The 22136-nt window shown below is 54.5% G+C and carries 21 protein-coding genes and 1 tRNA gene; 20 read left to right on the forward strand and 2 right to left on the reverse strand.

The genetic code is table 11. The features are described from left to right. The first annotated feature begins 6 nt into the window (after positions 1-6). The 11 genes from mdh (at position 7) to HMPREF9334_RS01410 (ending at position 11554) form a co-directional block, all read left to right on the forward strand. Entirely contained in the window at positions 7-957 is a 951-nt protein-coding gene (gene mdh / locus HMPREF9334_RS01360; RefSeq protein ID WP_006691714.1) for a malate dehydrogenase, read from the forward strand. A gap of 149 nt (positions 958-1106) precedes the next feature. Then, positions 1107-1182: transfer RNA gene (locus HMPREF9334_RS01365), tRNA-Lys, on the forward strand. 90 nt (positions 1183-1272) lie between these two features. After that, positions 1273-2031, forward strand: a complete 759-nt coding sequence (gene surE, locus HMPREF9334_RS01370; RefSeq protein WP_006691715.1) for a 5'/3'-nucleotidase SurE — start codon at positions 1273-1275, stop codon at positions 2029-2031. 206 nt (positions 2032-2237) lie between these two features. Further along, positions 2238-2900: a precorrin-2 dehydrogenase/sirohydrochlorin ferrochelatase family protein gene (locus HMPREF9334_RS01375; protein WP_006691716.1), complete on the forward strand. Its 663-nt coding sequence runs from the start codon at positions 2238-2240 to the stop codon at positions 2898-2900. Beyond that, positions 2854-4173, forward strand: a complete 1320-nt coding sequence (gene hemA, locus HMPREF9334_RS01380) for a glutamyl-tRNA reductase (RefSeq protein ID WP_006691717.1) — start codon at positions 2854-2856, stop codon at positions 4171-4173. The genes HMPREF9334_RS01375 and hemA overlap by 47 nt, the downstream gene beginning before the upstream one ends. After that, positions 4133-5068 carry a hydroxymethylbilane synthase gene (gene hemC, locus HMPREF9334_RS01385; protein WP_006691718.1) on the forward strand — a complete coding sequence of 312 codons (936 nt, stop codon included), beginning with the start codon at positions 4133-4135 and terminating at the stop codon, positions 5066-5068. The genes hemA and hemC overlap by 41 nt, the downstream gene beginning before the upstream one ends. Further along, positions 5065-6582, forward strand: a complete 1518-nt coding sequence (gene cobA, locus HMPREF9334_RS01390) for a uroporphyrinogen-III C-methyltransferase (protein WP_006691719.1) — start codon at positions 5065-5067, stop codon at positions 6580-6582. Before hemC ends, cobA begins: the two co-directional genes overlap by 4 nt. Next, positions 6579-7550, forward strand: coding sequence for a porphobilinogen synthase (gene hemB, locus HMPREF9334_RS01395; protein ID WP_006691720.1), 972 nt, complete (start codon positions 6579-6581; stop codon positions 7548-7550). Before cobA ends, hemB begins: the two co-directional genes overlap by 4 nt. An 11-nt stretch (positions 7551-7561) precedes the next feature. Next, a complete protein-coding gene (hemL, locus tag HMPREF9334_RS01400) occupies positions 7562-8881 on the forward strand; it encodes a glutamate-1-semialdehyde 2,1-aminomutase (RefSeq protein ID WP_006691721.1) in 1320 nt (439 codons plus the stop codon). A gap of 139 nt (positions 8882-9020) precedes the next feature. Then, on the forward strand, positions 9021-10676 hold the full coding sequence (locus HMPREF9334_RS01405) for a putative polysaccharide biosynthesis protein (RefSeq protein WP_006691722.1): 1656 nt from the start codon (positions 9021-9023) through the stop codon (positions 10674-10676). Further along, positions 10673-11554, forward strand: coding sequence for a diacylglycerol/lipid kinase family protein (locus HMPREF9334_RS01410; protein ID WP_006691723.1), 882 nt, complete (start codon positions 10673-10675; stop codon positions 11552-11554). Before HMPREF9334_RS01405 ends, HMPREF9334_RS01410 begins: the two co-directional genes overlap by 4 nt. A 16-nt stretch (positions 11555-11570) precedes the next feature. On the opposite strand, the gene HMPREF9334_RS01415 is transcribed toward HMPREF9334_RS01410, so the two are convergent. Both HMPREF9334_RS01415 and HMPREF9334_RS01420 read right to left on the reverse strand, forming a co-directional pair. After that, positions 11571-12794, reverse strand: a complete 1224-nt coding sequence (locus HMPREF9334_RS01415; RefSeq protein ID WP_006691724.1) for an ATP-binding protein — start codon at positions 12792-12794, stop codon at positions 11571-11573. Further along, positions 12791-14053, reverse strand: a complete 1263-nt coding sequence (locus HMPREF9334_RS01420; protein WP_006691725.1) for a tRNA(Met) cytidine acetate ligase — start codon at positions 14051-14053, stop codon at positions 12791-12793. The genes HMPREF9334_RS01415 and HMPREF9334_RS01420 overlap by 4 nt, the downstream gene beginning before the upstream one ends. Before the next feature lie 152 nt (positions 14054-14205). Between HMPREF9334_RS01420 and mnmA the strand changes: the two genes are divergently transcribed. The 9 genes from mnmA to gatC all read left to right on the forward strand — a co-directional run bounded on the left by mnmA (position 14206) and on the right by gatC (position 22127). Continuing rightward, the gene (gene mnmA, locus HMPREF9334_RS01425) at positions 14206-15285 is read left to right on the forward strand and encodes a tRNA 2-thiouridine(34) synthase MnmA (protein ID WP_039957099.1); all 1080 of its coding nucleotides are present in this window, start codon (positions 14206-14208) and stop codon (positions 15283-15285) included. Between the two features lie 28 nt (positions 15286-15313). Beyond that, positions 15314-16363: a hypothetical protein gene (locus tag HMPREF9334_RS01430; RefSeq protein ID WP_006691727.1), complete on the forward strand. Its 1050-nt coding sequence runs from the start codon at positions 15314-15316 to the stop codon at positions 16361-16363. Positions 16364-16371: 8 nt separating this feature from the next. Further along, on the forward strand, positions 16372-17226 hold the full coding sequence (locus tag HMPREF9334_RS01435; protein ID WP_006691728.1) for an NYN domain-containing protein: 855 nt from the start codon (positions 16372-16374) through the stop codon (positions 17224-17226). Then, positions 17226-17645 carry a DUF3783 domain-containing protein gene (locus HMPREF9334_RS01440; RefSeq protein WP_006691729.1) on the forward strand — a complete coding sequence of 140 codons (420 nt, stop codon included), beginning with the start codon at positions 17226-17228 and terminating at the stop codon, positions 17643-17645. The genes HMPREF9334_RS01435 and HMPREF9334_RS01440 overlap by 1 nt, the downstream gene beginning before the upstream one ends. After that, entirely contained in the window at positions 17645-18586 is a 942-nt protein-coding gene (locus HMPREF9334_RS01445) for a MetQ/NlpA family ABC transporter substrate-binding protein (protein ID WP_006691730.1), read from the forward strand. Before HMPREF9334_RS01440 ends, HMPREF9334_RS01445 begins: the two co-directional genes overlap by 1 nt. After that, positions 18586-20040 (forward strand): aminotransferase class I/II-fold pyridoxal phosphate-dependent enzyme, encoded by a 1455-nt coding sequence (locus HMPREF9334_RS01450; RefSeq protein ID WP_006691731.1) that lies wholly within the window; start codon positions 18586-18588, stop codon positions 20038-20040. The genes HMPREF9334_RS01445 and HMPREF9334_RS01450 overlap by 1 nt, the downstream gene beginning before the upstream one ends. A 2-nt stretch (positions 20041-20042) precedes the next feature. Then, positions 20043-20903, forward strand: coding sequence for a polyamine aminopropyltransferase (gene speE, locus HMPREF9334_RS01455; RefSeq protein WP_006691732.1), 861 nt, complete (start codon positions 20043-20045; stop codon positions 20901-20903). Beyond that, positions 20884-21765, forward strand: coding sequence for an agmatinase (gene speB / locus HMPREF9334_RS01460; RefSeq protein WP_006691733.1), 882 nt, complete (start codon positions 20884-20886; stop codon positions 21763-21765). Before speE ends, speB begins: the two co-directional genes overlap by 20 nt. A gap of 71 nt (positions 21766-21836) precedes the next feature. After that, on the forward strand, positions 21837-22127 hold the full coding sequence (gene gatC, locus HMPREF9334_RS01465) for an Asp-tRNA(Asn)/Glu-tRNA(Gln) amidotransferase subunit GatC (RefSeq protein ID WP_039957101.1): 291 nt from the start codon (positions 21837-21839) through the stop codon (positions 22125-22127). The last annotated feature ends 9 nt before the right edge of the window (positions 22128-22136 follow it).

A 22136-nucleotide genomic window follows, 5' to 3' on the forward strand; every position in this document is an offset into this window, starting at 1 on the left:
AATACTATGAAGGTAACTGTTGTTGGTGCAGGTAACGTAGGCGCAACTGTTGCGAACGTCGTCGCGCTCAAGAAGTTTGCACGCGAAGTCGTCCTCATTGATATCAAAGAGGGGGTCTCCGAGGGCAAGGCGATGGACATGATGCAGTGCTCCCATGCGCTGAACTTCGACACGACGGTCAAGGGTGTTACGAACGATTATTCTGCTACGGCGAACTCCGATGTCGTAGTTGTTACCTCCGGTCTCCCACGCAAGCCCGGTATGACGCGTGAGGAGCTGGTCGGTGTCAACGCAAAGATTGTCAAGAGCGTTGTTGAGCAGGCACTCAAGCATTCCCCGAATGCGATCTTCATCATCATCTCCAACCCGATGGATGCGATGACCTACCTTGCACTGAAGTCCACTGGTCTGCCGCGCAACCGTGTCATCGGCATGGGCGGTATGCTCGACAGCAGCCGTTTCCGTTACTATCTCTCCGAGGCCCTCAACGCGGCAGGACATCCCGCAACCCCGAGCGATGTGGACGGCATGGTTATCGGTGGTCACAATGACAAGACGATGGTTCCGCTCGTCAGCATCGCAACGCTGCGCGGCATCCCTGTTACACAACTCCTCTCGAAGGAGGTACTCGCCGATGTTGTCCAGAAGACGAAGGTCGGCGGTGCAACGCTGACGGGACTTCTCGGCACATCCGCATGGTATGCACCGGGCGCATCCGCAGCAACGCTTGTCGAGGCAATCGCACTGGACTCCAAGAAGGTCATTCCGTGCTGCGTCTATCTCGAGGGCGAGTATGGCGAGAAGGAGCTCTGCGTCGGCGTTCCCATCGTGCTCGGCAAGGACGGTTTCGAGAAGGTCGTCGATGTGAAGCTTGAGGGCGAGGAGAAGGCGAAGTTCGACGAGAGTGTCGAAGCGGCACGCGCAGTCAACGCACAGCTCGGCGATGCGCTGAAGTAAGTCTCTTTCGAAAGAATGCAAAAGGTCTTTGTGGTTCGCCACAGAGACCTTTTTGTTGGAATACGGATATTTCTGTGCGAATGAGAGATTTTCCCTTGACATTCTGACAGTATTTCCACTATAATAGCTATGCGTTTAGAGCGTGCAATGACTCACTAGCTCAACTGGCAGAGCAACTGACTCTTAATCAGTAGGTTCACGGTTCGATTCCGTGGTGGGTCACCATGTGCCTTTTATCCGCTTCGCGGTTTTGAAAAAGCAGGTTGGTATGCCAACCTGCTTTTCGTATATATATGCAAAACAGGAGGATCATTTGTGAACATCTTGATACTAAACGATGACGGCATTGCGGCGGATGGAATCCGAACGCTCGCACGTCATCTGGCCCAACGCCATGCTGTCACTGTTGCAGCACCCATGCACCAGCAGAGTGGTACATCACATGCATTGACGATCGGACGTGCGATTGAGGTACGAGCCGATGAAAATTTTGATGAAGAGTATGAAATTTGCGCATGGGCGATCGATGGCACACCGACAGACTGTGGCAAGCTCTATCTCGATGCAATCGCCAAGGAAATGCCGGATGTAGTGCTCTCAGGCATCAATCATGGTTCGAACCTTGGGACAGATGTCATCTACTCGGGAACGGTCGGTGCAGCCTTTGAGGGGTTCTTTCACGGGATTCCGTCGTTTGCACTCTCCCTGATCGAGAGTAGTGAAATCTCGTATGCAGAGGTAGCGGTGTATTTCGAGCCGTTTATGGATAATGTATTGGCGACAATGGATCAGCCGTTTCTGCTCAACATCAATTTTCCAAAGAGACTCGCGGGAGATGCCCCGCAGTTTGTCTTTGCCCGACAGGGCGAGCGCGATTATGTCAACGCTTTCGAGCGCATCGAGGAGAACGGACGTATACATTACAAGGTTGCGGGCGAGGTTTCGGATACCGACAAGGGGGTAGGTACGGATATCTATGCCGTGGAGCACGGGCTGATTTCTGTGACACCGCTCGGTGTAGATATGACGGACTATCCACTGCTGGAGGAATTCGGCAGATTAGGGAAACGTTGATAAATTCAGCACCGTCATCTTGACGCATCTTTGCCCATCTGACGGACTTCATTTTATCAGCGATTTCCTAGTTGTACCTGACTAATATACTCATTGATAATCACTATAAAGAGAGGGGATTGCTGCTTCTCCTCTTTTTTTTTATGCCCATTTGCGGTATAATACGAACGTGAATAGGATTCATGTTTTGCTTTGGGGGAATCTGTGTGCTGTATCCGATGAATGTTGATCTGACCGGGTGTCTTGTCATCATCATCGGTGGTGGTGCGGTCGCGGAGCGCAAGGTGCGTGGTGTCCTTGCGGCGGGAGAGACGGCGTTCGTGCGCGTGATTGCTCCCGAGATAACGGCGCAGCTTCGTACGTCTGTGGACGATGGACGCATCGAGTGGCATTCGGTGTGCTACACATATGGTATGCTCGAAGGGGCATTTTTGGTCTATGCGGCGACGGACAGCGCTACGATCAATGCCAAAGTTGCAGCCGAAGCAAAAGAGCGAGGCATTCTCGTCAATGTGATCGATGATCCATCTGCATCCTCGTTTCAGATTCCTTCGTCGGTACGACGCGGAAACTTTCTGCTGACGGTATCGACGGGCGGGAGAAGTCCTGCACTTTCGCACGCGGTTCGGATGGAGCTTGAGCAGCTCTATCCCGCTTCTTTCGGTGTGTGGCTGGATTGTGTGGCGCGTCTGCGCCGTGAGATGTGGACAATGCTGCCGACAAGCAGGGAGCGAACGGAATTTTGGCGCATGGCACTGCGTCCACATATTTTGAACATGGTTCACGATGGAGAGTTAGAGAAAGCGGAGGTTGAGTTACGTAATGCAGCTCTTGATATTGGGGCTAAATCATCGGACAGCTCCGATTGATGTGCGTGAGCGGGTCTCATTTTCTCGTGAGGAACTGCGTTCGGGGCTGATGAGTCTTGGAGAATATGATGGTCTGAGCGGTCTGGTGGTTCTATCCACCTGCAACCGTACGGAGCTTTATGCGTCTGTAGACGATCACGAATGCGGCGCACAGGCACTGCGGCAGTTCTTGAACGATCTTGCGCAGGGTGGAGACGACCTTGACGAATACCTTTATACCTACGTCGATGATGAGGCGATTCGTCACCTCTTCCGCGTAGCCTCCAGCCTTGATTCGCTGGTGCTCGGTGAGGGGCAGATACTCTCGCAGGTGAAGGAAGCCTATGCGATTGCACGCGAGGCGGGAGCGACGAGTACGGTGCTTAACTTACTCTTTCACCGTGCCATCGCAACGGGCAAGCGTGTACGGACGGAGACGCGCATCGCGTATCGCTCGGTATCTGTGAGCTATGCTGCGGTGGAGCTTGCCGCAGCCTCGCTCGGCGGGTTGGGCGGGTGCAGCGGTCTGATCTTCGGCGCGGGCAAGATGGCGGAGCTGACTGCGGAACATCTGCGTTCCCATGGGATCGAAACGATCTTTGTCGCCAATCGCCATATTGAGCGTGCCGAGCGTCTTGCCGAACGCATCGGAGGGGAGGCAATTCCCTTTGACCGCGCACTGGACTATATGACCTGTGTCGATGTGGTCGTTACCTCGACAGGAGCACCGCACTATGTCATCAAGGCATGGGAGGCGCGCCGCGTCATGGCGCGGCGGCAGGGGCGCAAGCTCTTCCTCATCGACATTGCCGTTCCGCGTGATGTCGATCCTGAGGTTGCGGGCATCAAGGGGATTGAACTCTATAACATCGATGCTCTCGAGGCTGTTGTGGACGAGCATCTCAGTGAGCGTCAGGCGGAGGCGGTCAAGGCGGAGAAGATCGTGAACGAGGAGGTGGCATCCCTTCTCGAACGCTTCAAATATCTGTCCTTTCAGCCGCTCATGGCTCTTCTCTCGGGACGCTGTGAGCGGATCCGCGAGCGTGAGCTCAAGCGCGTGAGCGCAAAACTGCCGGATCTTTCGGAGGAGGAACGGCGACAGGTGGAGCATATGAGCCGCATGATTGTACGAAAGATTTTGCGCACGCCCATGATGAAGATCCGCGCCTCGGCTGGCACGAAGGACGAGGCATTCTACATCGAGGCGATGCGTGCCCTCTTTAAGTTGGATGCGATAGGAGAGACAGGGACAAGTGAACAGCGACACAATCACTATCGGTACGCGGGCAAGTAAGCTGGCACTGTGGCAGGCGGAATACGTCGCTGCGGAGATTGAAAAACAGCATCCCGCTGTGCGTGTGGAGCTCAGGAAAATGACGACAAAGGGCGACCGCATCCTCGATGCCCCGCTCGCAAAGATCGGGGGCAAGGGGCTCTTTACGAAAGAGCTTGAGCAGGCGATGCTGGCGGGTGAGATTGATCTTGCCGTACACAGCCTGAAGGATATGCCGACGGAAGTCCCTGCAGGGCTCGTCATTGGGGCGATCACGGAGCGGCTGGATGCAGGGGATGCCTTTGTCAGCGTTCATTATCGATCGATGGAGGAGCTCCCACAAGGGGCGAGGGTCGGCACATCGAGCCTTCGACGACGTGCCCAGCTGCTTGCCGTGCGCCCAGACCTCACGATCCTTGACCTGCGCGGCAATGTCAATACACGCCTTGCGAAGCTCGATGCAGGAGAGTTCGATGCAATCGTCCTTGCGGCAGCCGGGCTGAAACGCCTTGGGCTTGGTGATCGTATTCGTACGATTCTCCCACAAGCCATGATTCTTCCCGCCGTCGGGCAGGGGGCACTCGCGATTGAGTGTCGTGCGGACGATATGCAGGTTCTGGGGTTGATCGACTTCCTGCGTGATCCGCAGATGACGGCGGCAGCAGCGGCGGAGCGTGCATTTCTGCGCCGCGTCGAGGGGGGCTGTCAGATCCCCGTCGGGGTCTATGCCGAGGTCGGCGAGGGGAACATGCTCCATGTCGAGGCAATGATCGCCTCTATCGACGGGATGCGTGTCTGTCGGTCGCGTTCCATGGGAGCTGTGGATGCGGCGGAGAAGATCGGCGTTGCTCTGGCAGAGGAGCTGCTGGATGCCGGCGGTCGGGATATTTTGAAAGAGATAGGTATTACAGCATGAGCGGAAAAGTATTTCTTGTCGGCGCGGGTCCGGGCGATCCGCGCCTTTTGACGGTTGGTGCAATGAACTGCCTGAAGGCGGCGGATGTTGTCGTCTATGATCACCTCGCGGATGAGAGTATTCTCTCCTATGTACCCGCCAACGCAGAGCGTATCTATGTCGGAAAGCAGTCCAACAAGCATACAATGCGGCAGGAGGATATCAACGTCCTGTTGGCGGACAAGGCGGACGAGGACAAGATTGTCGTTCGGCTCAAGGGCGGTGATCCCTTTGTCTTTGGACGCGGGGGCGAGGAAGCACTTGTGCTTCTTGAACGCAATATTCCATTTGAGGTATTGCCGGGCGTGACCTCGGCGATCAGTGTTCCCGCCTATGCGGGAATCCCCGTGACACATCGCGGTGTCGCAGTCTCCTTTGCCGTCATCACGGGACACGAAGATCCGACAAAAGCGGAATCCCATATACGGTGGAAGCATCTCGCGACGGGTGTCGATACGCTGGTATTCTTGATGGGGGTTGCAAATCTCCCTGTCATCACAAAGAATTTGATCGAAAACGGACGCCCTGCCGAGACTCCTGCGGCAATCATCCGCTGGGGGACGCGTGTCAATCAGGAGACTTACGTCACGACTGTGGGCGAGGCGGCTGCGATGGCAGCGCGTGATGGCATTCGCCCGCCCGCGATCTTCATCGTCGGTGAGGTTGTAAGGCTGCGTGAGCAGCTGCGCTGGTTCGACCGTCCGGATATTCGCCCGCTTCTTGGCAAGCGCATCCTTGTCACGCGTGCACGCGCACAGGCATCTGCACTGACGGAACAGCTGACGGCACTTGGTGCGTCCTGCATCGAGACACCCGTGATCCGCATTGCTCCGCCGGCAGATGGCTATGCGGCACTGGATCATGCCATCGAGGACATTCATGTCTATCAATGGCTGATCTTTACGAGCGTGAACGGTGTGGAACATTTCTTTGTACGCCTTCACCATGCAGGGAAGGACACGCGTGCCCTTGGCTATGCGAAGATCGCGGCAATCGGCTCTGCAACGGCGAAAAGACTCCGCTCGTTTGGCATTCATGCGGATATTGTCCCCGAGGAGTTCCGTGCCGAAGCTCTTGTTGAGACACTGACTCCCATTTTGCCGCCGCGTGCGCGTATTTTGCTGGCACGTGCACAGGAAGCGCGCGACGTGCTGCCAGAGTCGCTGCGCGCGCATGGGGCAACAGTCGATGTCGCACCTGCCTATGAGACAGTCCCCGAACTGGACGGCGGTGCAACACTCGCCGATCGCCTGACGCGTGGCGAGATCGACGTTGTTACCTTTACCAGTTCCTCCACGGTCAAGAATCTCGTACAGCAGCTTGGGAATATCACGCCGCTGCAACAGACAAAAATTGCCTGCATCGGACCTGTTACGGCAGATACAGCGCGGAATTATGCGCTCGAACCTGACATTGTGGCAGAGAATTATACGATTGATGGCTTGGTCAATGCGATAAAGGAGCACATGCAATGAATCTGATACAGCGTCCGCGCCGTTTACGTATTTCCTCAGGGATGCGCGATCTCGTACGCGAGACAGAACTCTCGCCGCGTGATTTTGTCTATCCGATCTTCGTCGTGCCGGGAGATCATATCAAGGAAGAGATTCCAAGTATGCCCGGTTGCTATCACTACTCCGTGGATCAGGTCGCAAATCTTGCACGCGAGATTGCCGCGCACGGAATTCCTGCCGTCGAGGTGTTCGGACTGCCGGAGTACAAGGACGAGATCGGCTCAAGTGCATGGGATATGACGAGCCCCGTGCAGCGTGCGATTACTGCGGTCAAGGAGGCTGTTCCACAGCTCCTCGTAGTCGGTGATGTCTGCCTCTGTCAGTATACGAGTCACGGTCATTGCGGTGTACTGCATGATCACTATGTGGACAACGATGTAACCCTGCCGCACCTCGTTCAGACTGCAGTCAGTCAGGCGCGAGCGGGGGCGGACATCGTCGCGCCATCTGACATGATGGATGGGCGTGTGTCTGCCATCCGTGCGGGGCTCGATGCTGAGGGTTTTGTTAACACGAGCATAATGAGCTATGCGGTAAAATATGCCTCGGGCTACTACGGTCCATTTCGCGATGCAGCGGACAGTACCCCCGCATTCGGCGATCGCCGCCAGTATCAAATGGATCCCGCAAATGTGCGCGAGGCTCTGAAAGAAGCGGCACTTGACGTGCAGGAAGGTGCGGACATTATCATGGTGAAGCCTGCACTTGCCTACCTGGATGTCGTACGTCAGGTCTACGAAATGACGGATCGTCCGATCGCGGTCTACAATGTCAGCGGCGAATATGCAATGGTAAAAGCCGCCGCTGCAAACGGCTGGATTGATGAGCAGCGCATTGTCTTGGAGACGCTTATGAGCATGAAGCGTGCCGGCGCAAAGATCATCATTTCCTACCATGCGATGGATGCTGCTGATTGGCTCAATGCATAAGGAGGTTTGCTATGCGGAGTACAGAAAAATCGAAGACCGCCTTTGCCGAGGCGAAGCAGCATATGCCGGGCGGCGTGAACAGCCCCGTCCGCTCCTTTGCGAACGTGGGCGGGAATCCGCTCTTTATCGCCCGAGCCGAAGGCTCCAAGATCTATGATATTGACGGAAACGAATACATTGACTACGTCGGCTCATGGGGACCGATGGTTGTCGGTCATGCCCATCCACAGGTGGTAAAGGCCCTTCAGGAGGCTGCAGCGCGAGGTACAAGCTACGGTGCGCCAACCCTTCTCGAAACGGAGCTCGCAAAGCTCGTGCAGACCGTCTATCCGTCCATTGAGGTCATTCGCATGGTGAACTCGGGGACGGAGGCGACGATGAGCGCGCTCCGTCTTGCACGTGGCTATACGGGGCGCGACAAGATTGTAAAGTTCATTGGCTGTTACCATGGACACAGCGACAGTCTGCTTGTCAGTGCCGGCTCGGGGATGGCGACGTTTGGCGTGCCGAGTTCGCCGGGCGTGACGAAGGGGACTGCCGCCGATACAATTGCCGTTCCGTACAACGATGAGGATGCCATTCGTTCTGTCATGGAACGTGAAGGCGATCAGATTGCGGCAGTTATCATAGAGCCGGTGGCGGGCAATATGGGGCTTGTCCTGCCGCGTCAGGGCTATCTCTCGCTGCTGCGTGAGCTTACGGAGAAGCACGGCGCACTGCTCATCTTTGACGAAGTCATGTGCGGATTCCGCGCCTCGCTCGGTGGTGCGCAGGCAGCGTACGGGATTCGTCCAGACCTCACCTGCCTCGGAAAGATCATTGGCGGCGGCCTGCCCGTCGCGGCATATGGTGGACGGCGTGAGATTATGGAGAATATTTCGCCCTCCGGTCCCATCTATCAGGCGGGCACGCTCTCTGGTAATCCGCTCGCGATGATAGCGGGCATTGAGACGCTGAAGATCCTCACGACAGAGCCCGAGGAGGGGAGGGCGGATTACAGCCGCGAACTGACGATCAAGACAAAGGAGCTGCTGCTCGGATGGCAACATGCTGCAAAGGATGCGGGTGTTCCGATCTGTGCGCATCAGGCGGGCTCGATGTTCGGCATCTTCTTCATCGACCGTGAGGTCTATGATTACAAGGATGCAGAGGCAGCGGATCAGAAAGCGTTCCGCATCTGGTTCGAGACCATGCTTGACGAGGGGATCTACCTCGCACCGTCGCAGTTTGAGACAATCTTCTTCTCCGGTGCGCATACGGATGACGATATCGCACGGACGATTGCTGCAGCCGAGAAGGGCTTTGCTGCAGTGAAGAAATCACGCGGATAAATTTTATCGGTATGAGGCTGTTGCATGAGGCTTACCTGCTTTGTGCAACAGCCTCTTTGTTTTGAGAAAAGTGCGATTGATCGTAGGAATGGCATATGTTATAATTCAATAGTAGTTTATTGATGATTGTATTGAGGCGGTGTTTCTCATTCGTGAGATAGATGTTGCTGAAGGGAAAAGCAGCAAGGGAGAATCCTTCCTCAAGGGAACTTTTGTCCTGACGATCGCGGGCTTCGTGGTCAAGGTCATCGGTTCACTCAACTGGATCTTCGTTTCCCGCATCCTCGGCGGTGAGGGAATTGGTCTCTATCAAATGGCTTTTCCCATTTATTTTTTTGCCATGACGGTCTCGCAGGCAGGTGTTCCTGTCGCTATTTCGATCATTACGGCAGAACGCGTGGCTCTGAACGATATATATGGCGCGAAGCGTGTCTTTCGCATTTCAATGATGCTCATGCTTTTTACGGGGCTCTTGTTTTCGATTCTGACCTATCTCGCTGCGGACTGGCTGATCGATTGGCAGCTGATCCGAGACGCGCGCGCATACAAGGCTGTGGTGGTGCTGGCACCGACGGTCTTCTTCGTGACTCTGCTCGCCAGCTCGCGCGGCTATCTGCAAGGCTGGCAGCGCATGACCCCGACGGCGGTATCGCAGATTGTGGAGCAGATTTTCCGCGTGGTGACGATGATCGTCCTTGCAAGCCTTCTCATGCCATGGGGGCTGGACTATGCTGCGGCGGGAGCATCGCTCGGAGCGTTTGCAGGTGCGGTGACAGGGCTCATTGTCCTCGTCTATTTTCACATCAAACTGGAGCGTGACATTGCGCGTGACTACGGCACGGAGCTGAAACCTCTGCCAGGGGCGGCGTACGAGTCTCGGCTCTCCATTATCAAACGAATCTTTAAGCTCGCACTGCCCGTTTCGGCGGCGAGCATCATGCTGCCCGTCGTATCGAACCTCGACCTCATGATCGTTCCGCAGCGTCTGGAGGCGGCAGGCTACAGCATCAGCGAAGCTACGGAACTATTCGGCTATCTAAATGGCATGGCGGTGCCGCTTGTCAATCTTGCAACAATTCTGACTGCATCCATGGCAATGAGCATTGTGCCCGCGATCTCTGAGTCGCGCGTACTCGGTGACCGCTCGCGTGTCTACGATCAGACGGCAGCGTCCGTTCGTATCTCAAACTTTGTCTGTTTCCCTGCGTTTGTCATTGTGTTTGTGCTGGCGACACCGATCTCGGCACTGATCTACAACGCGCCCGGAGCAGGTCCCGCTGTCATGATCTCGGCAGTGAGCATCATTCTGCTCGGACTACATCAAGTGTCGACGGGAATTTTGCAGGGACTTGGACATCCAACGATCCCGATGGTGAATATGCTGCTCGCGGCTGTGGCAAAAATTTTTCTGAATTGGCATCTCACGGCGATCCCGTGGCTCGGCATCATGGGTGCAGCCTGGGCAACAGCGGCGGATATGGGAGTTGCGGCACTCATCAATCTGTATTTCATCTATCGATTCATCGGTTATCGGATCGAACTGTTACAGTTCATCAAGACAATCTGTGCTGCTGCGATCATGGCGGGCGCAGTCTATCTATCCTACGAATGGACACTTGTATGGTGGGGAATCCCTGCTATCTCCACATTCGGTGCTGTGTTCTTCGGCTGTGCTGTCTATATCGCTGCGATGCTTCTCCTGCGGGCTCTCATCGAGGATGATCTGCGCCGTCTGCCGATGATCGGCAGTGTCGGAATTCGATTCTTGCAGCGAATTGGAGTTTTTAAGGCATGAAAAAACTTGGGCTGATCTACAACCCCGTTTCGGGTCATGCGCTTTTCAAGGGCAAACTGGATTCCCTAATTGATATGTTTCAGCGTCATGGAATTGTGCTCTTTCCTTACCGCACACGCGGCGGAGGACAGGACAATCTCGGGCACTTCCTCCGCGAGATGTGCCCCAATGGCGTACTTGCTGCAGGAGGCGACGGCACGGTACATGCCGTAGTGAACGCCATGCTTGCCGCTGATATGGATATTCCACTTGGCATTCTCGGCAGCGGAACATCCAATGACTTTGCAACGCATCTTGGCATTGAGGACTGGGAGGCATACATCGAACGTATCGCGGCAGATGAGGCACGCCGCGTTGACCTTGGAATGCTCGAAGGAATAGGAAAGTATTTTGTCAATGTCGTCAGTGCGGGAATGCTGACAGGAATTGCCCATGAGGTTAAATCCACATATAAGAATGCACTTGGAAAGGTCGCTTACTATCTGAAGGGAATCGGCGAGATCCCGCGTCTGCGCTCTTTCCATGTCCAAATCACAGCAGATGATGTAGCGTATGATGCGGATGTTTTTCTGTTCGTCATTGCAAACAGCCCCGTGGTCGCTGGAATGAAGAAAATCGGTCATGACATCGCTATCGACGATGGGATGCTTGACCTCCTTGCCGTCAAAAAAACAGGTCTGCCGCAGTTTATGTCTGTTGCGGCAGACCTGTTCGCCGGGAAGCCGGTGACAGAGCGCGAGAACATCCTGCACATTCGTGCAAAATCTTTCGATATTCACGCGGAGGAAGATCTCTACAGCGATATCGACGGAGAATGTGGACCTCTGCTTCCGCTGCGTGTGCGAACGCTGCCGCTTGCACTCTCCGTGTACTGTTGAATTTATCTGTACTTCCTTAGTGGATTCCGAGGTAGTAGGCTACAAATTGCTGAGCCGTGCGCCCGCTGCGTCCGCTGTGGGTCATCTCCCAACGAAGCCCCGCGATGCGCAGCTCCTCAGAAGAGAGATGGATGCCCTTCTGCGTCAGCATATGGTCGATAATCGCAAGATACTCGTCCTGATTGGGCGTATGAAAGTGAACGACGAGTCCGAAACGATCTGAGAGAGAGATCGTTTCGTTGATACTGTCGTCGCGATAGAGTTCATCCTGCTCGCGGTCGCGCCATGTCTCACGTACAAGATGGCGTCGGTTGGAGGTTGCATAGAGGCGTACGTTCGGTGGGCAGGAGGAGACACCGCCTTCGATGGCGGACTTAACCGCCTTAAATTCGGCATCAGAGTCCTCAAACGAGATGTCATCGAGAAAGAGGATGAACTTCCGCCCGGCATAGTTTCGCAGCGTGTTCATAATCTCAGGCAATTTGCGCAGCTGCTCCTTTGTGATCTGTACGAGACGAAGCCCGCTCTCTTCATATTCACTGACAAGAGCCTTGACGGCAGAGGATTTTCCCGTACCGCGTGCACCGACGAGGAGAACGTGATTGGCGGGTTTTCCCTGCACAAAGGCACGCGTATTCTGGATGAGCAGTTCTTTCTGCCGCTGATACCCAATGAGATCTCTCATCTGTGTCCGTTCAAAATACTCTACGCCGCGGAGCTTATTCGTTGTGTCATCCCAATGGAAGACGATATACGATGCAAGCTCTCCATAACCATAGCGAGCGTAGAAGGTAAGCAGTGCCTCGGCGTAATCTTTCGGTGTCTGTGCTGCCTCAATCCACGGGATCAGGAAGTCCTCCGTCTTATCGTAGATGTTCCAGGTCGGTTCGTAGTTATCGAGAAGCGGTACACCGAGAAACTCGCTTGTCGGCAGGGTCAGCAGCGGATAGAGCAGTGTGATGTCATGATAGAATGCCTGACGCAGACCGTTCCCCGGCGGCAGTCCTGTCCGCTCCATGGTCTCAGATACGAGGTTTGCGTTATGCGTGAAGATGTGCAGCAGATATTGCGGGAGCAAATTACCGCTGAGTCCCTGCATTTCCGCTGCGCGAACGAGATGTGCAGCAGCTTCCGCTTGAGATGTCGGATCATCTGCGTCCCACTCGAGGAAGCTGAGAACGGGGTCATGATTGAGTTCGTTCAGTACCAGGAGAGAGGAAAGCTTTACATTTTGGCTCATAATTCTGTCCTTTCTTTCTGAAAGAAAATCGGAGACATAATAAAATCCGTGCAGTGATATTTCGTGTGAGCGGTCGGCAGGGTGAGGCTGCGCAACTCGGTCGCACGGGTATCGAAGGCGAGCATACGCTGCAGCAGAGAGTACGTTGCAGCGTCATTTTTGCGTGTGCTGCTTGTTAAAAAAGCTGCCGTACGCGTGATGATGGGGAGCGTAGATATTCCTTTGATCGTACGCAGGAGTCCGCGCCCGCGTGCATTGAATGCAAGGGGACGGATGTATGCCGCGCCGCAGACATCACATTCTTCTGCATGGTCTTTTTGAAAATGCAGGAGCAGATGCATGATGAGGCGGGCGATTCTGCTCCGCGGATAACGCTTTGCGGATGCTGTTTCAAGAAAGACCTTGTAATCCGTCGCCGTTTCCAAACTGCGGATCAAACGATGCTCAATGCCCTCCGTAACACCATATGTTTTCATGAGTGCCGAAACATCTGTGACAAGCAGCAGGTAGCGCAGAAGCTCAAGCAGACTGTCCTCCTGCGGAAGCCCCTGTCGATGCGCCTCCTTGAGATCGTCCCACACATACGGCGATACGCTTTTTTTTAGCTGATCCCATGCGGGGAACGGTGCTCTGAGTGCGTAACGGATGGAGGAGGCACTGGTAATACCCGCATGAAGCTTCGGATCGCCATGCTGTGCCGATATGCGCTGGATGCCGAGCGGCAGGATCTGCGGCGCAAGGAGTCTCAGTGCACGCAGATACTCGATTGCGAGAATGTTGTTCGGCGCGCGCAGCAGATCTTCAGAGATGACTGCATTGTCCACCAGTGCGCGCGTAAGTGCACTGGCATAGGAACAGCCTTGTCCGAGGAATTCGCGAAGCTGCATCTGCACGGGAGATGTGTCAATCCGTGCTGCAAGCTCCGAAAGCAGTTCCGTACCCTCCGCTTCCGTGCCAAAGGCAAGGTGCGTGACAATCCCAAGGCGCGAGAGCAGGGAAATACCACCACGCGCAAAGTCCTGTGCACTGCGGCAGGCATAGACAAAAGGGAGTTCGAGAACGAGATCTACGCCGCCGGCAATCGCATGACGCGCTCTTGTCCATTTGTCAAGAATGCACGGTGCGCCGCGCTGGGTGAAGCTTCCGCTCATAACAGCAACGACGTATGCTGCGGGATGTTGCCGACGTACAGCTTCCATCTGAAAGCTGTGGCCACAGTGAAAGGGATTGTATTCGGCAATGATGCCAACAACTGCCATAGCACCCCTCCCCACATTTATTTTCTCTATATTTTATCAGTGATTCCTCAAAAAAACAATATTTGTATAGGGCCGTCGAACAAATACAATTTCTTGTGTTTTCAGTGCGTGAATGCTATACTAAACGCACATTTATATAAGATAACATTGTATTGGAGAGAACGATGAAGAAGGAGCGTGTTGTTGTCGCAATGAGCGGTGGAGTGGACAGTTCACTCGCTGCAGCATTGCTTTTGGAGAGCGGATATGACGTTGTAGGCATGACCATGCGGCTCTCGGATGAGACCCGCATGGTCGAGCCGAATGCGCTGAGCAGTGTAGAGGATGCGCGGCGTGTGGCGGATGTGCTCGGTATATCTCATCAAGTCGTAGATTTTACCGAAACCTTTGAGCATACCGTTGTTGACTATTTCCTCGATGCGTATCTCGACGGGCGTACGCCCAATCCGTGCGTTGTCTGCAATCACCACATCAAGTTCGGGAGGCTTCTCCGCGCGGCAGAAGACATCGGTGCACAGTATATCGCGACGGGGCACTATGCACGCATCGATCGGAATGAGGAAGGTGTTTATCGTCTGTGTAGGGGAATGGATCATGATAAGGATCAGTCCTATGTGCTCTACCATCTGAATCAGGAAAAACTGGCGCATGTCATCTTTCCGCTGGGCAATCTCCGCAAGAGTGAAACACGCCGCATGGCAAAGGAATACCATCTGCCTGTGGCACATAAGACGGAGAGCCAGGAGATCTGTTTTGTCCCGCATGATGATTACAAGGCGTATCTGCGGAAACACCGCCCGAACGGCACATGTTGCGGTAATATTGTCGATGTGGAGGGGAACGTACTCGGAAGACATGACGGCGTTGCATTCTATACCATCGGTCAGCGCAAGGGGCTCGGAATTGCAGCTCCACAGCCGCTGTATGTCACTGCACTCGATGCAGTAAATAACCGCGTCATTGTTGGAACAGCAGATGCAGTCTATGCACAGGAGCTCATGGCATCGGATCTGAACTGGACAATGTGGGACACGTTGGAGGAAGAACGGACGGTACAGGCAAAGATCCGCTATGGAAAACGGGAGGCGACTGCGCGCGTCATGCAGCAAGGGGATCGCGTACGCGTCTGTTTTGCAGAGCCGCAGCGTGCTGTGACCCCCGGTCAGTCCGTGGTGTTTTACGAGAACGATATCGTACTGGGCGGCGGGATCATTGACGAGGTGATCGCTTGAACGATTGCTGCGAGAAGGGGAGGGGATTATGGTGAGCCGTGCAATGAGGGTAAAGATCGTATGTGCAATGCTGCTTGGTGTTCTGCTGGTGTTTGCAGGACTTTTCTGGTATTTCCGTGTCTATACGAAGACGCCGGAGTACGCACTTCGCTCCATTGAAACGGCATTGGAGCAACATGATGAGGCCCTGTTTCAGCGCCATGTGCGCTTGAATGATGTCCTGAACTCCGGGTATGACGACTTCATGATGGGGACGATGGATGCCGAATTCGGACACTCGCACGAGTCGGCTGCAGCACTTGAGGATTTCTCGAGAATGCTCAAGCCCGCATTTATCCAGATGCTTCAGGATGCCGTGCATACGCGCCTGACAACCGGTGAATGGCCCTCGGCGACGCAGGCCGAGGATGGCACTGATACGGAAAATATTCTTTCCCGCATCGGTGTGCGAGATCTGGTGTTCCATGATGTCTCCAATTTAACACTTCATGAGGACACGCAGACAGCGGAAGCGGATATCCTCGCACATCAGGATGAAGCCGATGCGGACTTCACGTTCAATCTTCTGCTCGCCCCCTCCGAGGAGGGAGACTGGCAGGTAGTCGCCATTCAAAATCTGCATGAATATGCAGTTCTCTTGGAGCAAGCACGCCGCCAACGTATTGAAACCTACTTGGCAGAGAGCGATGCCATCATTGCACGTCATAAACGCATTGTAGATGCAGCGCAACTACGGCTTTACTCCGTTCTCGGGGCAGGTGCGCTCGGCAGTCAGACAACACGCGATATGGCGCGTCAGATCATGGAGAAGGACATCCTTATCGATTGGCAGGAGTGCAAGGATGAGCTCTCCGCTGTTACTGCACCGCGCAGCATGCAGAGTTTGCATCAGCTGAGGCTCAAAATCTGTGATCTGCACATTGCCTATGCGCAAGGATATGCGGCGTGGATGACGGATAAGAATGCGGCGACCATCCGCACTGCGGAAAACAATCTGCGGCAGGCGGAGGTGCTTGAGGTGGAAGCAAGCTTCCTTGAGCAGCGAGCAAAACGTTCATTTGGTGATAAGGCGGAGTAAGGAGTGAGATGATGCTCGACTCGAGCAATGATACGGTGGCAATTCTCTACGATATCGAGAATGCTCCCATAGAAATGCTTCAATATACCATCGATCAGGCACAGCGTTATCAGCCCTGCCGCATGATCGTTGTCTCCGACTGGGAAGCACATCCGGAGCAGAAGCGCTGGGATCGTCTGATGGAGTATCCGGATCTGACCTTTCGGCAGATCAGTCGAACCTTTTTCGGAAAGAATTCGTTGGATTCCGCACTCTACGATTCGGCACAGATCCTCTATCAGGAAGGCGTGCGAAAATACTTCATCATCACAACGGATTCGGATTTCGTACGCATTGCCGAATCTCTGAACGCCGACGATCCATCCTATATCATCGGTGTCGGAACGAAACAGGCAAGTGAGGATTTGCGCAACGCCTACAACGAGTTTTTCGTCTATCCGCCCGAGCCAAAGCAGAGCCAAAGCACAAAGAAGAGCAAAAAGGAAAACAAGACAACAGAGGTGAAGACCGTGGCAAAGAAGAAATCAGCAGAGGACAAGAGTACCAAACAGAAGCCTGCGCAGGAACAGGCGGCAAAGGCAGCGGAGCAAAAGAAGCAGACGGCAGTGACGACAAAGAAGAACGCCGCCCCCGAGAAGTCGGTGAGCGATACGGCAAAGACCACCACAAAGTCCAAGAAAAAGCAGACACTAAAGGCCGCTGTCCCCGTGGAAAATGTGCCGACAACTGCAATGACCGGCTTTTTGACCGTCCGGCTTCCCAAGACCCTGCGCAGCTCGCTGGAACAGAAGATGCTTGAGGAGGAAGTCTCTCTAGATGAGCTTGTAACCTATCTCCTGATGCGCGGACTTACGGCGAAGTAATGGGAAACTCCGCAATAAAAAAAGAAGAACGCGTGCTGCTCTATCAATTTCCAACAGAGCAGATTTCATTGGCGCAGGAAGTTCTTCGTACGCTTGGTGTCCGTGTTCAGATTCTTCCTGCGGATGCATGGCACGAGAAGCTCGGCTATCTGCTCGGAAGCAAGGGATTCAAAGCTGCGCAGCCCCAGCAAGAGCAGAAGTTCGACTTCCCGCACCGCCTCATTCTGTTGGAGAATATTCGTGGAAAGCGACTGACAAAGGTTCTCACAGCGATAGAGAACGCCGGGATTCCGCATATTACGTATAAATCGACGATTACTCCGTACAATACGCTGTGGACACTGCGTTATCTGTGCGAACACATGGCGAAGGAACATGCTGTTTCTGCCGGAGCGATCAAGCGAGAAGGAGATGTATGATGAAGAGATTACTTGCTGCGGCACTTTCTGCTTTGCTCCTCCTCGCGGCAGGCTGTGGGTCGGAGTCGCAGCCAAAGGATGCAAAGCTTTCGAAGATCACCATCGGTCTGATGCCGGATACAGATTCCATCCCGTTCATCATCGCCGCAGAGCGCAGGTACTTTGCAGAGGAAGGTGTCGAGGTCGAGCTCGTCCCATTCAAGAGTGCGATGGAGCGGGATGCGGCTCTCCAGAGCGGCAACCTCGACGGTGCAATCTCTGATCTTCTCGCGGTTATCTTTGCACGCTCGGGCGGCTTTGCCCTGCATGCAACTTCCTACACGGACGGAAATTATAACCTCGTTGCGGGCGGCAATACGGGCATTTCCACCGCTCCTGATCTGCACGGCAAGGAGATCGCCATCTCACGCAACACCATCATCGAGTATGTGACGGATGAGATTCTCGCGGTGAACGGATTGAACGAACGGGAGGTCTCCAAGGTCGTTATTCCGCAGATTCCCGTACGACTTGAGATGCTGCAGAGCGGAAATCTCGCGGCGGCGGTTCTGCCGGAGCCAATGGCGAGCGTTGCCGTTGCCTCCGGCAGCCGCTACGTCACGGGATCGGGGGAGCTCGGCATAAATCCCGGCGTTATCGTATTTGCAGATTCTGCCATCAACGAGAAAGCGGATTCCATTCGCGCCATGTACCGCGCCTACAACAAGTCCGTGGAATATCTCAACCATGCGCCGCGTGCGGAATACATCGATCTTGTCATGGAAAAAAGCGGATTCCCTGCCCCCGCGCGTGATGCCCTTGAGCTCAAGCCCTACCGTCCTGCGGGACTTCCGGCGGAAAAGGATATAGAGGAGGCGGTGCGCTGGGTGAAGAGCAAGGATCTTGCGGGGGACTATCGCTATGACGACCTCGTGTCCAAACTTCTCGTGGAGGAGAAATAATGCCGTACCTCTCGCAGACGAGTGCGCCTATTCAGGAGGCACTTGAGCGCATGAAGCGTGCGCGCCTCGTGCCCTTCGACGTGCCGGGACATAAGCGCGGGCGCGGCAATCCCGAACTCGCTGCATTTCTTGGAAGCGCGTGTTTGGATGTCGATGTCAACTCGATGAAGATGCTCGACAATCTCTGTCATCCCGTTTCCGTGATTCGAGATGCGGAGCGTCTTGCAGCGGAGGCATTCCGTGCCGCACACGCATTCTTTATGGTGAGCGGGACGACAGGCTCGGTACAGGCAATGGTGCTCTCGGCGGTGGGGCGCGGCGATAAGATCATTATGCCGCGCAATGTCCATCGGAGTGCAATCAACGCCCTCATTCTCTGCGGTGCAGTTCCAATCTATGTGAATCCAGGGATCGACGATATTCTCGGCATTGCACTCGGGATGCGTGTAGAGGATGTCGCCGCAGCAATTGCGCGTCATCCGGATGCAAAGGCGGTCTTTGTCAACAATCCGACGTATTATGGAATCTGTTCCGACCTCCACACAATTACGGAACTCGCACATGCCCACGGGATGAAGGTGCTCGTGGACGAGGCACACGGCACACATCTGTATTTCAGTGACCGCCTTCCTGTCGCCGCGATGGATGCAGGTGCAGATATGGCGGCAATCAGTATGCACAAATCCGGCGGCTCGCTGACGCAGAGCTCTCTCCTGCTCTGTTCGGACTCCATGCCGCTCGGCTATGTGCATCAAATCATAAATATCACACAGACGACAAGTGCGTCCTATCTGCTCCTCGCGAGTCTTGACATCAGTCGACGGAATCTCGCCCTGCGTGGTCGGGAGGTCATCGATAAGATCATCGACCTCGTTGCCTATGCGCGCGACGAAATCAATGCAATTGGTGACTACTATGCCTATGGACGTGAGCTAATCAACGGTGCCGCTGTTTTTGACTTCGACACGACGAAGTTGTCCATTTTTACGCGTCCGACAGGTCTTGCCGGCATCGAGGTCTATGACATCCTGCGCGATGACTATGATATCCAGACAGAGTTTGGAGATATTGCGAACCTGCTCGCCTATGTGTCGGTCGGGGATCGCCCGAAGGACATCGAACGTCTTGTCGCGGCACTCGCGGAGATTCGGCGCAACTACCGCAAGGATCCATCCAAGACGCTCAAGATGGAGTACATCGACCCCGTCATCGTCTGCGGGCCACAGGATGCGTTCTATGCGGAGAAAGAGTCCCTTCCGATTGCAAAGTCCTGCGGTCGCATATGCAGTGAGTTTGTCATGTGCTACCCGCCCGGCATTCCCATTCTTGCGCCGGGAGAACAGATCACGGAGGAGATTCTGACCTACATTCGCTATGCAAAGAAAAAGGGATGCCAGATCACGGGTCCCGAGGATATGAGCATACAGTATCTCAATGTGATGACGGAGAGATAAATATGGAATTTTGGTATACAGAACAACATACGCCCGATGTGCGCCTTTCGATTCGCGTGAATCGCCAGCTCTATAGCAGACAGAGCGAGTTTCAGCGCATCGATGTGTTTGAGTCGCCCGAGTTTGGGCGATTTTTGACCCTCGACGGCTATATGATGCTGACGGAGAAGGATGAGTTCATCTATCACGAGATGATTACCCACGTTCCCATGTGCGTACATCCGGAGGCAGAGAACATCCTCGTGATTGGCGGCGGCGATGGGGGAACCGTGCGCGAACTTCTGCGCTATCCTTCCATACGCCATATTGACCTTGTGGAGATCGACGAGATGGTGGTCGATGTCTGCCGTGAATACCTGCCATCGACGGCATCATGTCTCTCGGATGGGCGCGTTCACATCCACTACGAGGATGGGCTGCGCTTCGTGCGCAAACCCATCGACACATACGACCTCATTATCGTGGACTCGACGGATCCATTCGGACCGGGGGAAGGTCTTTTCACGAAGGAGTTCTACGGAAACTGCTTCAAGGCTCTGAAAGAGGACGGCATCATGATCAATCAGCATGAGAGCCCGTTTTATGAACAGGATGCCTATGCAATGCAGCGTATGCACCAGCGCATTGTCCACTCATTTCCATTCAGTCGTGTATATCAGGTACATATACCGACCTACCCATCGGGACATTGGCTCTTCGGATTCTCGTCCAAGAACCGCCGCCCTGTCGAGGGCGTGGACTTTGCGCGTTGGAAGTCGCTCGGCATAAAGACACGCTACTATAACACACAACTGCACGCAGCTGCATTTGCTCTGCCGAACTATGTGGAGGAGATACTCGAAGATGTGGAACCGCAACATTGAAACGTTTCTCGGATGTGACGGGACGTATGAGGACAGCCATATCGTGATCTTCGGCGCACCGTTTGACTCGACGACATCCTATCGCCCCGGAACGCGCTTTGCTGCGCGTATCATGCGGGCAGAGTCCTACGGACTGGAGACGTACAGCCCCTATCAGGATCTCGATCTTGAGGATGCACACGCGTTTGACGGCGGCGATTTGGAGCTCCCGTTCGGAGACACGGAGCGTGCGCTGGATATGATCCATACATTTACGAAGAATATTTTGACGGACGGACGGCTGCCATTTCTGATTGGCGGCGAACATCTTGTGAGCCTGCCCGCAATCAAGGCGGCGGCGGAAAAACACCCCGATCTTGCCGTGATTCATTTCGACGCGCATACGGATCTCAGAGATGAATATCTCGGCAACCACCTCTCTCATGCGACGGTAATCCGCCGTGTCTGGGATTTCCTCGGCGACGGACGCATTCATCAATTCGGCATTCGCAGCGGGGAGCGTGCAGAGTGGCAGTGGGCACGGGCAGGGCATACGAATATCCATCCGTTCACCTTTTCCGGACTATCCGAGACGATTTCGGGGCTCAAGAATCGTCCCGTCTATCTCACCATTGACCTCGATGTGCTCGATCCATCCGCATTTCCTGGCACCGGAACCCCCGAGGCGGGCGGTGTGACCTTCATTGACCTCATGAAGGCCGCTCTTTCCGTCATTCATGGGTGCAATGTCGTTGCCTGTGATATGGTCGAACTCTCGCCGCCACTCGATCCGAGCGGTACATCGACGGCGACGGCACTCAAGCTCCTGCGGGAGATGATCCTTGCACACGAGGCAGATTTTCTTCGCCCGCAAAGAGTATGAGGATTTCGTTTGATACCTGCAGAACGATTTGTTATAATGATTCGGATATGACAAAGAAAGACGGTGGAGGCATGAAGGTAACGGAACAGGATCTCACGACAACGGCGCATCTCTCGCGCCTTGCGATTCCTGTAGAGGAAAAAGAAGAAGCACTCAAAACATTGGGGGATTTTCTAACGTATGTGGATAACCTTTCCAATGTCGATACAGAGCATGTGCATCCGACGACGTATGCACTGCCCATCGAGAATGTCTTCCGTGCCGACGAGGTGCGCCCGTCCCTTTCCAATGAGGCGGCACTCTCGAATGCCCCTCTTGCAGAGGACGGCTATTTCAAAGTACCGAAAGTACTCGAAGGGTAAGGAGGAGCT

Origin of the sequence: Centipeda infelix ATCC 43532 (genome assembly GCF_000234095.1) — a bacterium.
Lineage (GTDB): Bacteria > Bacillota > Negativicutes > Selenomonadales > Selenomonadaceae > Centipeda > Centipeda infelix.

What these genes read in the sequence shown, in the direction of transcription:
- mdh (WP_006691714.1), top strand. Translation starts at nt 7, where the DNA reads ATGAAGGTAACTGTTGTTGGTGCAGGTAACGTAGGCGCAACTGTTGCG.
- hemA (WP_006691717.1), top strand. Translation starts at nt 2,854, where the DNA reads ATGCAGCTCTTGATATTGGGGCTAAATCATCGGACAGCTCCGATTGAT.
- cobA (WP_006691719.1), top strand. Translation starts at nt 5,065, where the DNA reads ATGAGCGGAAAAGTATTTCTTGTCGGCGCGGGTCCGGGCGATCCGCGC.
- hemB (WP_006691720.1), top strand. Translation starts at nt 6,579, where the DNA reads ATGAATCTGATACAGCGTCCGCGCCGTTTACGTATTTCCTCAGGGATG.
- hemL (WP_006691721.1), top strand. Translation starts at nt 7,562, where the DNA reads ATGCGGAGTACAGAAAAATCGAAGACCGCCTTTGCCGAGGCGAAGCAG.
- HMPREF9334_RS01410 (WP_006691723.1), top strand. Translation starts at nt 10,673, where the DNA reads ATGAAAAAACTTGGGCTGATCTACAACCCCGTTTCGGGTCATGCGCTT.
- HMPREF9334_RS01415 (WP_006691724.1), bottom strand. Translation starts at nt 12,794, where the DNA reads ATGAGCCAAAATGTAAAGCTTTCCTCTCTCCTGGTACTGAACGAACTC.
- HMPREF9334_RS01420 (WP_006691725.1), bottom strand. Translation starts at nt 14,053, where the DNA reads ATGGCAGTTGTTGGCATCATTGCCGAATACAATCCCTTTCACTGTGGC.
- HMPREF9334_RS01430 (WP_006691727.1), top strand. Translation starts at nt 15,314, where the DNA reads ATGGTGAGCCGTGCAATGAGGGTAAAGATCGTATGTGCAATGCTGCTT.
- HMPREF9334_RS01435 (WP_006691728.1), top strand. Translation starts at nt 16,372, where the DNA reads ATGATGCTCGACTCGAGCAATGATACGGTGGCAATTCTCTACGATATC.
- HMPREF9334_RS01440 (WP_006691729.1), top strand. Translation starts at nt 17,226, where the DNA reads ATGGGAAACTCCGCAATAAAAAAAGAAGAACGCGTGCTGCTCTATCAA.
- HMPREF9334_RS01445 (WP_006691730.1), top strand. Translation starts at nt 17,645, where the DNA reads ATGAAGAGATTACTTGCTGCGGCACTTTCTGCTTTGCTCCTCCTCGCG.
- HMPREF9334_RS01450 (WP_006691731.1), top strand. Translation starts at nt 18,586, where the DNA reads ATGCCGTACCTCTCGCAGACGAGTGCGCCTATTCAGGAGGCACTTGAG.
- speE (WP_006691732.1), top strand. Translation starts at nt 20,043, where the DNA reads ATGGAATTTTGGTATACAGAACAACATACGCCCGATGTGCGCCTTTCG.
- speB (WP_006691733.1), top strand. Translation starts at nt 20,884, where the DNA reads ATGTGGAACCGCAACATTGAAACGTTTCTCGGATGTGACGGGACGTAT.
- gatC (WP_039957101.1), top strand. Translation starts at nt 21,837, where the DNA reads ATGAAGGTAACGGAACAGGATCTCACGACAACGGCGCATCTCTCGCGC.